The 14,153-nt window shown below is 73.5% G+C and carries 12 protein-coding genes; 9 read left to right on the top strand and 3 right to left on the bottom strand.

Features of this window, described 5'->3' with window-relative positions:
- Positions 1–130 precede the first annotated feature (130 nt).
- From ABD323_RS01035 to ABD323_RS01010, 6 genes are all read left to right on the top strand, one after another.
- Positions 131–1,468 carry a sensor histidine kinase gene (locus tag ABD323_RS01035; RefSeq protein ID WP_344437858.1) on the top strand — a complete coding sequence of 446 codons (1,338 nt, stop codon included), beginning with the start codon at positions 131–133 and terminating at the stop codon, positions 1,466–1,468.
- Positions 1,456–2,100, top strand: coding sequence for a response regulator (locus ABD323_RS01030; protein ID WP_344437856.1), 645 nt, complete (start codon positions 1,456–1,458; stop codon positions 2,098–2,100). The genes ABD323_RS01035 and ABD323_RS01030 overlap by 13 nt, the downstream gene beginning before the upstream one ends.
- Positions 2,101–2,105: 5 nt before the next feature.
- Positions 2,106–2,939, top strand: coding sequence for a DUF4097 family beta strand repeat-containing protein (locus tag ABD323_RS01025; protein WP_344437854.1), 834 nt, complete (start codon positions 2,106–2,108; stop codon positions 2,937–2,939).
- A 195-nt stretch (positions 2,940–3,134) separates the two neighbouring features.
- Positions 3,135–4,241, top strand: coding sequence for a tRNA dihydrouridine synthase DusB (gene dusB / locus ABD323_RS01020; protein ID WP_344438035.1), 1,107 nt, complete (start codon positions 3,135–3,137; stop codon positions 4,239–4,241).
- A 562-nt stretch (positions 4,242–4,803) separates the two neighbouring features.
- Positions 4,804–7,512 (top strand): pyruvate, phosphate dikinase, encoded by a 2,709-nt coding sequence (gene ppdK / locus ABD323_RS01015; protein WP_344437851.1) that lies wholly within the window; start codon positions 4,804–4,806, stop codon positions 7,510–7,512.
- A 277-nt stretch (positions 7,513–7,789) separates the two neighbouring features.
- Positions 7,790–8,200, top strand: a complete 411-nt coding sequence (locus ABD323_RS01010) for a ribonuclease domain-containing protein (RefSeq protein ID WP_425555822.1) — start codon at positions 7,790–7,792, stop codon at positions 8,198–8,200.
- A gap of 32 nt (positions 8,201–8,232) precedes the next feature.
- Here the strand turns inward: ABD323_RS01010 and ABD323_RS01005 are convergent, their stop codons facing one another.
- Entirely contained in the window at positions 8,233–9,231 is a 999-nt protein-coding gene (locus ABD323_RS01005; protein WP_344437846.1) for a hypothetical protein, read from the bottom strand.
- Positions 9,232–9,375: 144 nt separating this feature from the next.
- Entirely contained in the window at positions 9,376–10,116 is a 741-nt protein-coding gene (locus ABD323_RS01000) for a GNAT family N-acetyltransferase (RefSeq protein WP_344437844.1), read from the bottom strand.
- A gap of 663 nt (positions 10,117–10,779) precedes the next feature.
- On the opposite strand from ABD323_RS01000, the gene ABD323_RS00995 reads away from it, so the two are divergent.
- Both ABD323_RS00995 and ABD323_RS00990 read left to right on the top strand, forming a co-directional pair.
- Positions 10,780–11,739 (top strand): PAC2 family protein, encoded by a 960-nt coding sequence (locus tag ABD323_RS00995; RefSeq protein ID WP_344437842.1) that lies wholly within the window; start codon positions 10,780–10,782, stop codon positions 11,737–11,739.
- A 151-nt stretch (positions 11,740–11,890) separates the two neighbouring features.
- Positions 11,891–12,850 (top strand): SGNH/GDSL hydrolase family protein, encoded by a 960-nt coding sequence (locus ABD323_RS00990; protein ID WP_344437840.1) that lies wholly within the window; start codon positions 11,891–11,893, stop codon positions 12,848–12,850.
- A 25-nt stretch (positions 12,851–12,875) separates the two neighbouring features.
- Here ABD323_RS00990 and ABD323_RS00985 read toward each other — a convergent pair whose 3' ends face one another.
- Entirely contained in the window at positions 12,876–13,436 is a 561-nt protein-coding gene (locus ABD323_RS00985; protein ID WP_344437838.1) for a TetR/AcrR family transcriptional regulator, read from the bottom strand.
- 268 nt (positions 13,437–13,704) lie between these two features.
- Here ABD323_RS00985 and ABD323_RS00980 point away from each other — a divergent pair, with 268 nt between their 5' ends.
- Entirely contained in the window at positions 13,705–14,100 is a 396-nt protein-coding gene (locus ABD323_RS00980; RefSeq protein WP_344437836.1) for a nuclear transport factor 2 family protein, read from the top strand.
- Positions 14,101–14,153: the final 53 nt, after the last annotated feature.

Here is a 14,153-nt window from a genome sequence, read left to right as displayed (position 1 = left end):
GTCCAGCCTCCCGGTTGCGGCCCGCGAAGTCGCTGGCGCCTGCTTCCGTCTTGGGGGTGTAGCTAGCTACACCCCGTTCCGGCAGCCCTCGCCACCGACCCCGGCCGGGCGCCGCCCTAAGCTGACGGACGTGATCACCACCAGCAGGCTGCGCCGAGTGCGCGAGGGGCTCCGGCGCGGGGCGGCGCACCAGAGCGTCGCCTGGCTGACCCGGGACGACCACGAGGACGGATCCGCGCCCGCCGACGCCGACGGCGCCCACCACGCGCCGCGCCGCCCGTCGGCCGTGCGCGAGGCGCTGCTGGTGGCCGCGGGGATCCCGTTCGCGCTGCCGCTGCTCCTGCTGCTGGCCGCCGCCGGCAGCAATCTCTACGGTCCCTTCGTGGCGCTGCTGTTGGTGCTGGTCGAGTGGCTGACGGCGCTTCAGCGCAGCCGGCTGCGGGCGCTGGGCGGCCTGGAGATACCCGAGCGCCCACCGGTGGCCCCCGCGCAGGTGCGCGGTCCGCGCCGGCTGGGCGCCTGGCTGCGGACCGAGTCGACCTGGCGGCAGTTCGGCTACCACCTGGTGGCGTCCCCGATGTTGGCCTGCTGCGGCCTGCTGGCGCTGCTGGTCTGGGGCGGCGCACTGACGCTGACCACCGTGCTCGGCTGGGCCTGGCTGATGCCGCTCGGCAGCCGGGTGCGCAGCGGGCCCTGGATGGCCGCGGACGTGCTGCTGACCGTCGTCGGTGTCCTCCTGCTCTTCCTGACGCCGTGGCTGCTCGGCGGCCTGGCCCGCCTCGAGCGCCGGGCGGCCCGCGCGCTGCTGGGGCCCAACCGGGCGCACGAGCTGGCGCGCCGGGTGGAGGACCTGGCCGAGAGCCGGGCCGGCGTGGTGGACGCCGCCGACGCCGAGCGCCGCCGCATCGAGCGCGACCTGCACGACGGCGCGCAGCAGCGGCTGGTCTCGCTGGCGATGAACCTGGGCCTGGCCCGCAAGACCCTCAAGGACGTCTCCCCGGAGGCGATGCGGGTGATCGTCGAGGCCCACGAGGAGGCGCAGGCGGCCATCGTGGAGCTGCGCGACCTGGTCCGCGGCCTGCACCCGGTGGTGCTGGAGGACCGCGGGCTGGACGCCGCGCTCTCCGGGATCGCCGCCCGCGCCCCGCTGCCGGTGCGCCTGGACGTCAGCCTGCCGGACCGGGTGGCGCCCACCGTCGAGGCGGTCGCCTACTTCGTGGTCTCCGAGGCGCTGGCCAACGTGGCCAAGCACGCCCGGGCCTCGAAGGTGACCCTCTCGGTGCGCCAGGTCGCCGCCCGGCTGCGCATCGTGCTCGTCGACGACGGGGTCGGCGGCGCCGACCCGTCCCGGGGGACCGGCCTGCACGGGCTGCGCAAGCGCGCGGCCTCGGTGGACGGGACCCTCGCCATCAGCAGCCCCCTCGGGGGTCCCACCACCATCACTGTGGAGTTGCCGTGCGAGCTGTGATCGCCGAGGACTCGGTCCTGCTGCGGGTCGGACTGGTCAAGGTCCTGGAGGCGGTCGGCTACGAGGTGGCCGCCGCGGTCGGCGACGCCGAGGCGCTGCTGGTCGCGGTCGAGGAGCACCTGCCGCAGGTCGTCGTGGTGGACGTGCGGATGCCGCCGGGCTTCACCGACGAGGGCGTCCGGGCGGCGCTGATGATCCGCCGCCAGTGGCCGCAGGTGGCCGTCCTGCTGCTGTCGCAGTACGTGGAGGAGCGCTACGCGGCGGACCTGCTCTCCACCAACACCAGCGGGGTCGGCTACCTGCTCAAGGAGCGGGTGGCCAACGTGGACGACTTCGTCGAGGCGCTGCAGCGGGTGGCGGCCGGCGGCACCGCGCTGGACCCCGAGGTGGTCGCCCAGCTCCTGGTGCGCCGGCACCGCGATCCGCTGGAGCGGCTCACCCCGCGCGAGCGGGACGTGCTGGGCCTGATGGCGGAGGGGCGCTCCAACGCCGCGATCGCCGAGTCGCTGGTGGTCAGCGACAGTGCGGTGGCCAAGCACATCAACAGCATCTTCACCAAGCTGGAACTGCCGGCCGCGGACGCCACCCACCGCCGGGTGCTGGCCGTGCTGCGCTTCCTGGGGGAGGGGTAGCGGCGATGGCCGGCAGCACGGCACAGGAGAGGACGGTCGGCCTGGACACGGCCGAGGCCCGGCGCTGGCGGTCGCTGGCCGTGGCGGTCCTGGCGATCGTCGCGCTGCTGGGCGGCGGGCAGGCCTGGTTCCTGCTCGGCGAGCAGGAGAGCCGCAGCGCCCCCACCCGCTACCCGGCCTCGGTCACCAGCGTGGAGCTGGACCTCCAGGACGCCTCGGCCAGCGTGCGGGGCAACCAGGCCGGTGAGCTGACCGTCGTGGAGCAGAGCGTCTGGCTGCTGAACCGCCCGCAGGTGCAGCAGACGGTGGTGGGCCACACGCTGCGGATCTCGGCCCACTGCCCGCGGGTCATGGGGATCGCCGCCCCGGGCTGCTCGGCCACCCTGGAGCTGCGGGTGCCCAGCGCCACGGCCGTCACGCTCAGGACCACCTCGGGCCAGGCCGCCATCAGCGACCTGACCGGGAACCTGAGCCTGCGCGGCACCTCGGGCCGGATCGCCCTCGACAACGACTCCGGACGGATCGCCGCCCACCTGACCAGCGGGCAGCTCGTCGGCCGCTACCTCGGCGCCACCGTCGTGCAGGCGGCGGCCACCTCCGGCTCGCTGGACCTGGAGTTCGCCGCCACGCCGGACGAGGTCACCCTCAGCACCACCTCGGGCGAGGCGCGGGTCGCGGTGCCGCCGAACAGCCACTACCGGGTGCTGTCGACGCTGGGCTCGGGCAGCTCGGACATCGACCCGGCGCTGATGGACCCGCGGTCGCCGCACGCGATCACGATGACGGCGGGCTCCGGCTACCTCACCGCGGGCTTCCTGGCCCCGGGCGGCAACGGCTGACCCGGGGCCGCCGGGCGGGCCCGGTGGGTGCGCGCGGGCGGTAGGGGACAATGGAGAGTCCCGTCCGCTCCTGCTGAGGATTCGTCGCGCATGACCATCACGCCCGTTCCCGAGGCCACCCCCGCCGGTGCCCCCGCCGTCGTCGACGCCGCCGCCCCCGCGGCCGGTGAGTTCGCGCCGCTGACGATCGGCCCGATGGAGGTCTGGCCGCCGGTGGTGCTCGCGCCGATGGCGGGGATCACCAACGCGCCGTTCCGCACCCTGTGCCGCGAGCAGTCCGGCGGCAAGGGCCTGTTCGTCAGCGAGATGATCACCACCCGGGCGCTGGTCGAGCGCAACGCCAAGACCATGCAGCTGATCCACTTCGACCCCAGCGAGAAGCCCCGCTCGATCCAGCTCTACGGCGTGGACCCGGCGACCGTCGGCAAGGCGGCCCGGATGATCGCGCAGGAGGGCCTGGCCGACCACATCGACCTGAACTTCGGCTGCCCGGTGCCCAAGGTGACCCGCAAGGGCGGCGGCTCGGCGCTGCCGTACAAGCGCAACCTGCTGCGCGAGCTGCTGCGCGAGGCGGTCGCCGGCGCGGGGGACCTGCCGGTCACCATGAAGATGCGCAAGGGCATCGACGACGACCACCTGACCTTCCTGGACGCCGGCCGGATCGGTGCGGAGGAGGGGGTCTCGGCCATCGCCCTGCACGGACGCACTGCCGCCCAGCACTACGGCGGCACCGCCGACTGGTCGGCGATCGCCCGGCTGCGCGAGGCGGTCCCGGCGCACGTCCCGGTGCTCGGCAACGGCGACATCTGGTCGGCCGGCGACGCGCTGCGGATGATGCGCGAGACCGGCTGCGACGGCGTGGTGGTGGGCCGCGGCTGCCTGGGCCGGCCGTGGCTCTTCAAGGACCTGGTCGCCGCCTTCGAGGGAGCGCACGAGGCGGTCCGCCCGAGCTTCGCGGACGTGGGGCGCGCCATGCTGCGGCACGCCGAGCTGCTGGGCCTGTGGATGGGGGACGAGCACCGCGGCGTGGTGGACTTCCGCAAGCACGTCGCCTGGTACACCAAGGGCTTCTCGGTCGGCTCCGAACTGCGGGTCGGGCTCGCGATGGCCGGCTCGCTCGCCGAGCTGGCCTCGCTGCTGGCCCAGGTCGGCCAGGAGCAGCTCTGGCCGGCGAGCGCGGACGGCCCGCGGGGCCGCACCAGCGGCAACGGGCGGGTGGTCCTGCCGGAAGGCTGGTTGGACGATCCGTATGACTGCGCGATTCCGAGCGTAGAGGCCGAATTGGACACCTCTGGCGGCTGAGTACTACGAAAGGTCGAAAACGGCCTGGGGCCGTTCCCCGACGGCCTGGCCCAGCCCTCTTGGACAACCTGGCCAAGAGGGCTCCTTCTTGGCAGATTCCGATCACCACACGTAGGGAAGTAGGCGCGTTGTGTCACGGAATGACGAGTTCTCATACGTACGATGAGCGAGTCATGTCCGTGACTCTGGCCACACCGGAGTGCGACTGACGGTAAGTCAGGGGCTCCGAAATCGCCATGGTGTCCAAATCGCTTCCCGAACGGGCAGCATGGTGGATCCGGTCCGCTGGCTGCAGGAAATCAAGCCGGGGCAACACGGCGGCCATCCGCCGCTACCCTCTGTCGGGTCTCTGTGATCTTCGTGTATCCGTGCATTCAATACTTGAACGATCGCTAGCGTCAGCCGGACGATTTCGGCACCAGAGGTGAACGCCTTCACAAGCTTTTGATCTCGCGGGTCGCGACTCGCTCTCGGGATCGGACGGCCTATCGAGGGCGCAAAACCGCCTTTGAAATGGGTATGTTCTCCGGCGTCAGGCAACCCCGTGCGAGGAGACCGACCCGTGGCGGCGACGCAGAAGTTTGTTTACTCCTTCACCGAAGGAAACAAGGACCTCAAGGACCTTCTCGGCGGCAAGGGCGCGAACCTCGCCGAGATGACCAACCTGGGGCTCCCCGTCCCTCCGGGGTTCACCCTCACCACCGAGGCGTGCAAGGTCTTCCTGGAGACCGGCGCCGAGCCCGAATCGCTGCACAACGAGGTCAGCGAGCACCTCGCGGCGCTCGAGCAGCAGATGGGCAAGAAGCTCGGCCAGGCCGACGACCCGCTGCTGGTCTCGGTGCGCTCCGGCGCCAAGTTCTCCATGCCCGGCATGATGGACACCGTCCTGAACATCGGCCTGTCCGACGTCTCGGTGAACGGCCTGGCGGCGCAGTCCGGCAACGAGCGCTTCGCCTGGGACTCCTACCGCCGGCTGGTCCAGATGTTCGGCAAGACCGTGCTGGGCGTGGACGGCGAGCTCTTCGAGGACGCGCTGGACGAGGCGAAGCACGCCAAGGGCACCGTCAACGACCTCGACCTGGACGCGGCCGACCTGCGCACCCTGGTGGAGACCTTCAAGGCCATCGTGCAGCGCGAGACCGGCCGGGCCTTCCCGCAGGACCCGCGCGAGCAGATGGACCTCGCCGTGCACGCGGTCTTCCACTCCTGGAACGGCGACCGGGCGCGGCTCTACCGCCGCCAGGAGCGGATCCCGAACGACCTGGGCACCGCGGTCAACGTCTGCTCCATGGTCTTCGGCAACCTCGGCGAGGACTCCGGCACCGGTGTCGCCTTCACCCGCGACCCCTCCACCGGTGCGCCCGGCGTCTACGGCGACTACCTCTCCAACGCGCAGGGTGAGGACGTCGTCGCCGGCATCCGCAACACCCTGCAGCTGAGCGAGCTCGAGCAGCTCGACAAGAAGTCGTACGACGAGCTGATGGCCATCATGACCAAGCTCGAGCTGCACTACCGCGACCTGTGCGACATCGAGTTCACCATCGAGCGCGGCAAGCTCTGGATGCTGCAGACCCGGATCGGCAAGCGCACCGCCGCCGCCGCGTTCCGGATCGCCGTCCAGCTGGTCGACCAGGGTCTGATCGACCTGGACGAGGCGCTGCACCGGGTGACCGGCGGCCAGCTCTCCCAGCTGATGTTCCCGCGCTTCGCCCCCGACGCGAGCTCCAAGCCGGTCGCCTGGGGCCTGGCCGCCTCGCCCGGCGCGGCGATCGGCAAGGTGGTCTTCGACTCCTACACCGCCGTCAAGTGGTCGCGCTCCGGCGAGAAGGTCATCCTGGTGCGCCGGGAGACCAACCCGGACGACCTGGACGGCATGATCGCCGCCGAGGGCATCCTGACCTCGCGCGGCGGCAAGACCTCGCACGCGGCCGTGGTGGCCCGCGGCATGGGCAAGACCTGTGTCTGCGGCGCCGAGGAGCTCGAGGTCGACACCAAGCGCCGCCGCTTCACCACCGCCGACGGGCAGGTGGTCGAGGAGGGCGACGTGGTCTCCATCGACGGCGCGAGCGGCAAGGTGTACCTCGGTGAGGTACCGGTGCTGCCCTCCCCGGTGGTCGAGTACTTCGAGGGCACCCTGCACGCCGGCGCCGACGTCCAGGGCGGTCTGGTGCAGGCCGTGCACCGCCTGATGGCGCACGCCGACGTGCGCCGCCGGCTCGCGGTGCGGGCCAACGCCGACAACGCCGACGACGCCGGCCGCGCCCGCCGCTACGGCGCCCAGGGCATCGGCCTGTGCCGCACCGAGCACATGTTCCTCGGCGAGGAGCGCCGCAAGGAGGTCGAGCACCTGATCCTGGCGGACAACGACAAGGACCGCGAGCAGGCGCTCTCCACCCTGCTGCCGCTGCAGAAGGGCGACTTCATCGAGCTCTTCCAGTCGATGGACGGACTGCCCGTCACGGTCCGGCTGCTCGACCCGCCGCTGCACGAGTTCCTGCCCGACATCACCGAGCTCTCGGTGCGCGTCGCCCTCGCCGAGGCCCGCAAGGACCCGAACGAGAACGACCTGCGCCTGCTCCAGGCGGTGCACAAGCTGCACGAGCAGAACCCGATGCTGGGCCTGCGCGGCGTGCGCCTGGGCCTGGTCATCCCGGGCCTGTTCGGGATGCAGGTGCGGGCCATCGCCGAGGCGGCCGCCGAGCGGCGGCTGGCCGGCGGCGACCCCCGCCCCGAGGTGATGATCCCGCTCGTCGGCACCGTCCAGGAGCTGGAGATCGTCCGCGACGAGTGCGAGCGGGTCCTGGCCGAGGTGGCGGTTTCGACCGGCGTCACGCTGGACATCAAGCTCGGTACGATGATCGAACTCCCGCGTGCCGCCGTCACGGCCGGTCAGATCGCCGAGGCCGCCGAGTTCTTCTCCTTCGGGACCAACGACCTCACCCAGACGGTGTGGGGCTTCTCCCGGGACGACGTGGAGGCGAGCTTCTTCACGGCCTACCTGGAGAAGGGCATCTTCGGGGTCTCGCCCTTCGAGACGATCGACCGCGACGGTGTCGGCGCGCTGGTCAAGCACGCGGTGCGGGAGGGCCGGGCCACCCGCCCGGACCTGAAGCTCGGCGTGTGCGGCGAGCACGGCGGCGACCCGGACTCGGTGCACTTCTTCCACGAGGCGGGGCTGGACTACGTGTCCTGCTCCCCCTTCCGGATCCCGGTGGCGCGCCTGGAGGCCGGGCGCGCGGCCCTCGAGACTGCGGGCAGCGACTCTCGCTGACCGCATGCCCTCCAACGGGGAGGGGCGTCCTCGGCGCTCGGCGCAGGAGAACCGAGGACGTACAGCAGCCGGGGCGGGAGTGGACAATGGCGTCCGCTCCCGCCCCGGCGGCGTCTTCCGAGCGGCGCGTCGCTGCGCCGTCCGAGTGATGACGGGCACCCCGCCGATCACCCGGCCACCGTCGACCGGCAAGCTGGAGCCCATGACCAGCCGCTTTCGCCTGTTCGCCGTCGCCGCCCTGCTGCTCTGCGCCGTGGTGGCGGCCGGCGTGTACGCGATGGGTCACCACCAGCCCGCCGCACCGCGCCGCGGCGGCTCGCCCGCCGCCTCCGGGCCCGCCGGAGCCACCGCGCCGCCCCGGGCGTCCGCCTCCTCGGCCCCGGCCCCGGCCGGTGCGTCCGCCTCCGCCGGCGGGGTCTGCCAGAGCGGACTGCCGAGCCAGGCCCGCGACACGCTGGCGCTGATCGCCAAGGGTGGGCCGTACCCCTACCGCACCGACGGCATCGTCTTCGAGAACCGCGAGGGCCGGCTGCCCAAGCAGCGCACCGGCTACTACCACGAGTACACCGTGGTCACCCCGGGCTCGGGCGACCGCGGCACCCGACGGGTCGTCACCGGCGCGCCGAACGAGGAGTACTGGACCGACGACCACTACAGCAGCTTCCAGAGCATCGACACCCGCTGCTGACGCCGCCCGGCGCCCGGCGACCGCCCGCCCGCTCAGCGGGCCCGGGTCCAGGTGATCCGCTGGTAGGGACCGTGCGGGCCGGTGGCGAGCAGCGTGCGCAGTTCGCGCAGCACACCGGCGGCGTCGGTGCGCAGCTGGTGCGGGGTGGCGCGGACCACCGGCAGCCGGGCGGCCTGCAGCCGGTTGCCGCGGGTGAGGCTGCGCTCGTAGTCGGCCGGGCGCAGGTGCCAGGCCCGCGAGTCGACCTCCAGGGCCACGCAGCTGTCCGGCCAGAACGCGTCGGGCACCGCCAGGAAGTGACCGTCCAACAGCAGCACCGGGTTCCACAGGGGTTCGGGCAGCCCGCCGTGCCGCAGCAGCTCGCGCGCCTCGCTCTCGGCGATCGAGTAGGTGCCGCAGGTCAGCTCGTCGGTGACCTGCTGCACGTGCGGCAGCGCCGCGGTCGCGCTCGGCCCGCCGAGCAGCTTGCCGAGCAGGTCGGCCCGCTCGCAGTGCCGCCCCTGCACCGCCTCGGCGCAGAGCGCGCGAAAGCGCCGGCCGCCGGTCAGGTGCGGCGCGAGGTCGGCCAGCGCCCGGGCCACGCCGACGCTCCACAGCCCGTCGACCCGCTCGAAGCCGGCCGGCATGCCCTTGGCGGTGGTCGAGGCGCGGTGCACCCGGACGAAGTCCCGGCTGGCCACCCGCCGGCCCGGCGGGATCAGGACGTCGACCAGTTCGACGTCCGCCGGGTGCCCGGCGCTGGCGAGCCCGGCGTCGGCCAGTACCGCGAGCCCGGTGAGCAGCACCGAGCCCGGGTGCGGGTGCTCACCCTTGGGGGAGGCGTAGCTGAGCGCGGCCCGCAGCCGCTGGTGCGGGGTGAGCCGGCCGCTCTGCAGGCAGATCACCCGGGGCAGCACCCGCTGCCACGGGCCGCCGGGGCGCAGCCGGTGGGCGATGGTCCCGGAGGGGACGCCGTGCTGGATCAGCTGCGCTCGGGTGACGATGTGCTGCTGGTCGGCGCCGAGCAGCCGGAGGGTGTCGAGGGCGTTCATGGAGAGGGGGTGCCCCGCCGGACCGTAGGTATGCGAAAGATCCCTCGCAGGTGGCTAACGCCCACCGGGGTTGACCATTCGTCAGACCGCAGCCGACGGCGGCACGGCTCGGGCCGCGCCGCCCGGACGCGGCTCGGGCGTGGCTCAGGCGTGGATCAGGCTGGCGTGTCTGACGCACTCCTGGTCGAGCTCGCGGCCCACGCCGTGCGGCAGCCGGCGCTCCGGTGCGCTGGGCGCGGCGGCCGCGGCGATCCGCAGCTCGATGATGTCGCGCACGGCCGGCCACTCCTCCGCGAGGATCGAGTAGAAGGCCGTCCCGCGCACCACCCCGTCCAGCCCGCGGCTGTGCGCCCGCCGGACGCCCTCGGGCGTGGCGCCGAGCCGCTCGATCGCCGCGCGCGAGCGCAGGTTGCGGGCGTCGGCGCGCAGCGAGATCCGCTGGACGCCCCAGGTCTCGAAGGCGTGCCGGAGCATGAGCAGCTTCGCCTCGGTGTTGATCCCGGTGCCCTGGGCGTGCGCGGAGAGCCAGGTGCGGCCGATCTCGGCGGCGTCCGGGGTGGCGGTGGCCGGGTCGCCGGCCGGACCCTGCGGCAGCGGCGGCCAGACCACCGGGCCCTGCCAGTAGTCCAGCTCCAGGAACCGGGTGGAGCCGACCACCAGGCCGTCCGAGGCCCGCACGGTGGCGAAGACCAGCGAGCGGCCGGCCGCCTGGTCGGCCTGGGCGGCGGCGATGAAGTCGCGAGCGCCCTCCGGGCCCTGGGGGACGGCGGTGAAGGCGTACGACGTGCGATCCTCGGCGGCGGCCGCGGCCAGGGCCTCGGTGTGCTGTTCGGTGAGGGGCTCCAGCCGAACGGTGCGGCCGGTGAGGGTGACAGGTGCTGGCACGGAACCTTCGGTCCTTCGGCTTCGGAGGGTCCCTTGCGCCTGGGATGCGGGCGGTCGGGGAGGGCAGATCGCCCCGCCCCGGGGTGCAGTCCGGCCCTCACCCGGGTACGCCGGAGCATCGGCCGTACAGCGGGAGGGGCGGCCCGAGGCGGGCAGCGCGGTGCCGGAGCGGGCACGGTTCGCATGGACCGGTCCGGCGGGGGAAGTGCGAGGGGACAGTGTGCGTCCGCGAGATGGCCGTAAGGGGAATGAGAGCGCGAAGGGAAGCAGGCGGCCAGGTGAAGGCAAGGTGAGAGTCGTTGTGGCTGACCGTACATGGGATCGGGACCGTGGCCCACGGCGTTACGGACGACGTGGCGACGACGCGATGATGCGAGGCAGCGAGAGGACGATACCTGCCTTGGCCCCGTGCGTCACTTCGCGGCGCGCCAACCGGGTGCGGGCCGGGCGCCGCCATTCGCCGCCGGGCCGCCGCCGACCGCTTCTGTGGCGGGCAGTGACCACTCTGACCTGCGATGATGCCCGAAAGTGCGGGTTTGGCGCAGGCGATGGGGTGAGATGATCCACGGGCGGGTCGGCGGCCGGGAATGCCTGCGCCGCGCGGCACGCTGGTGGTAGGACCGGACAGGTAGGACCGACGACGAGAAACGGGTTGGGTGCGCGGTGCGTGATCCCCAGGGGTTGTACGAGCTCGAGCCGCAGGGTGTGGCCGCGGCCACGGCTGCGAACGCCGAACTGACCTCGGCCGGCGGTGACGACGACCGCGGCGGGCTGGTGCTGCTGTACCACTTCGACGGTTTCATGGACGCGGGCGAGGCCGGCGGCCAGGTGATGGCCCACCTCCTGGAGCAGGGCAGCCCCGTGGTGGTGGCCCGGTTCGACCACGACCGGCTGGTGGACTACCGTGCCCGTCGTCCCGCGATGACCTTCGACCGCGAGAGCTGGACCTCCTACGACCCGCCGGAGATCCTGCTGCAGCTGGTCCAGGACGCCACCGGCACGCCGTTCCTGGTGCTCACCGGCCCGGAGCCGGACACCGAGTGGGAGGCCTTCGCGGCGGCGATCGGCGTGCTGGTCGAGGAGCTGGGCGTGCGCCTGGCGCTGGACTTCCACGGCATCCCGATGGGCGTGCCGCACACCCGCCCGGTGGGCCTGACCCCGCACGGCAACCGGCTGGACCTGGCCACCGGGTACCCGCAGTGGTTCGAGCAGGCGCAGGTGCCCGGCAGCGCTCAGGCCCTGGTGGAGTACCGCCTGGGCCAGGCCGGCCACGACGTGCTGGGTTTCGCGGTGCACGTGCCGCACTACGTGGCGCGCTCGGCGTACCCGGCGGCGGCCGTGGTGATCCTGGAGGCCGTGCAGTCCGCCACCGGACTGGTGCTGCCGGGGCACGAGCTGCGCGAGCGGGTCGGCGAGGTCTACGCCGACATCGAGGAGCAGCTGGCCCAGGGCGACGGCGAGCTGAGCTCGGCGATCCGCGGCATGGAGGGGCAGTACGACGCCGTCGCGGGGGCGGAGGGTCGCGACAGCCTGCTGGCCGAGTCGGCCGAGCTGCCCTCGGCGGACGAGCTCGGGCGGCAGTTCGAGCAGTTCCTCGCCGAGCACGAGCGCGACGCCGAGTAACGCCGCGGCGGGCGTCCTTCCGGGGGTCCTTCCGGGAGTCGTCGCCGGGAGTCGTCGCTTTCGGGAGTCATCGCGCCGGCCCGTTCGTTGCACCATCGAAGTGCCCGGGGGACGGGCCGTCCTGTCGTCGTGCTCGAACCCGGGAGAGACCGTGATCGGTCGGGTCCAGTCCGCCTGCCTGCTCGTCGCCCTGCTCGCTGCGGCGGGCTGCTCCGCCGCGTCGCCCACCGGGGCGGGGCCGGTGCGCCCCACCGCCCGCCCCTTCGCCACCCCGACCCCGGCGCCCACCGGCCCGTACGTGGCCATCGGCGACTCCTACACCGCCGGCCTGCAGCTCCAGCCGTCGGCCGGCGGTCCCGACGGCTGCGGCCGCTCCGCGGTCAACTACCCCTCGCTGGTCGCCAAGGACCTGAAGCTGACCGGCGGCGACTTCACCGACGTGAGCTGCGCCGGCGCGACCACCGCCGACCTGACGGCGGCCCAGCGGGTGGACGGCGGCGCCAACCCCGCGCAGCTGGACCGGCTGACCCCGGGCACCCGGCTGGTCACGCTGGGGATCGGCGGCAACGACGCGAACTTCACCAAGGTGATGGCCCGCTGCGCGGAGGAGGGGGTGGCGCAGGCGCTGATCGCCGCGCTCGACCCCCGGCAGGCCGACGCCTCGCCCTGCCGGGCCTTCTACACCTCCGGCGGCACCGACCAGCTGACCACGCTGCTGAACACGGTCGGCGACCGGCTGGCGGCCGTCCTGGCGGAGGTCCACCGGCGCGCCCCGCAGGCCCGGGTGTACGTGGTCGGCTACCCCGCCCTGCTGCCGGCGGATCCGGCGCCGTGCACGGCGGTGCTCGGCAAGGCCGTGCCGGCCGGTGACCTGGCCTTCCTGGCGGAGAAGGAGCAGCAGCTCAACGGGGTGCTGCGGGCGCGCGCCACGGCGGCCGGGGTGGGCTTCGTGGACACCTACACGCCCTCCGCCGGGCACGACATGTGCGCGGGGGAGGCCGAGCGCTGGGTCGAGCCGCCGTTCCCCGCACCCGGGCGCGCCCCGCTGCACCCCAACGCCGCGGGCCAGCAGGGCATGGCCCAGGCGGTGCTGCACACCCTGCGCGGCTGAGCCCCGGCGGCGGGCGGGCCCGGCGTCAGGCCGCGGCGCGGCAGACCGTCTCGGCCAGCTCCCGCGCGTAGTCATCGGTGAGCGCGGCCACCCCGAAGAGCAGCCGATACCAGAGCGGCGCGTAGATCAGGTCCAGCAGGAACTCGTCGTCGAGGTGGCGGACCTCGCCCCGCTCCCGGCCGCGGGCCAGCAGCTCCGCGGCCGCCTCGCGGCGCCCGGTGATCAGCTCCGCCCAGAGCCGGGCGGCGAACGCGTCGTCCTGCAGCGCCTCGGCGGCCAGCGCGCGGTTCAGCGTGCCGGCCACGCCCTGCACCGCGCGGAAGGTGGCGGTCAGCAGCTCGGTCAGGTCGCCGCGCAGGCTGCCGGTGTCGGGGGTGGGCAGCTGGGCGACGGCGTAGGCGGCCAGCGCGTCGAGCACCACCTCGCCCTTGCTGCGGTAGCGCCGGTAGACGGTCTGCTTGGAGACCCCGCTGAGCGCGGCGATGCCCTCCATGCTGAGGCCGCGGTAGCCGTGCTCCTGGGTGAGCTGCAGGGCCGCGCGCAGGATGGCTTCGTCGACGGCGGGGTCTCGGGGGCGTCCGGTCATGGGGCCCAGCATACGGGTTGACATACGGTCCGTCTCGTATTGAAATAGCGATACGCAACGGACCGTATCTGAAGGAGGATCCCGATGCGCTCGGGTCGCTCCGCGTTACCCGCCGCGCCGGCCCTCACGGCGGGCCTGTTCCTGCCGCTGCTCGGGGCCCGGCCCTCCCGGCGCTCGCCCTGCTGCCGCTCGCCGCGGCCGCACCGACCCACGCCGCCTCGCTGCGGCGCCCTGCCCCGATCCTCACCGCACCCCTGGGAGAAGCACTGTGACCAGCACCACCGTCACCGGAACGACCGGCACCGCCGACCTGGTGCGCGGGTACCTCGAGACGGTCTGGAACCAGGGCCGCACCGAGCTCGCCGAGCGGTACGTCGCCGCCGACCTGATCCAGCACAACCCCAGGCTGCCCGACGGCCTGGCCGCGCTGACCGGTCTGGTCGAGGCGGTCCGCACGACGTTCCCGCAGCTGCGCTTCGAGCCGCGCCGGATCGCCGCCGAGGGTGACCTGGTCTTCGTCCACGCGCACGTCGTCCCGGCGCCGGGGGAGCGGGGGCTGGCGGTGGTCGACGTCTTCCGCCTGGAGGGCGGCCTGATCGTCGAGCACTGGGACGTGAACGAGGAGGTCCCGGCCACCACCGCGAGCGGCCGCCCGATCGTCTGAGCCGCCCGGTCACACGCCCCGGACCCCGCCGCGCACGTCACCGTGCAGCCGTC

The sequence above is a fragment of the Kitasatospora nipponensis genome (assembly GCF_039528135.1).
GTDB classification, from domain to species: Bacteria; Actinomycetota; Actinomycetes; order Streptomycetales; family Streptomycetaceae; genus Kitasatospora; species Kitasatospora nipponensis.
The sequence above is the reverse complement of the archived record's forward strand: the minus strand, read 5'-3'. Positions and strand labels throughout refer to the sequence as shown.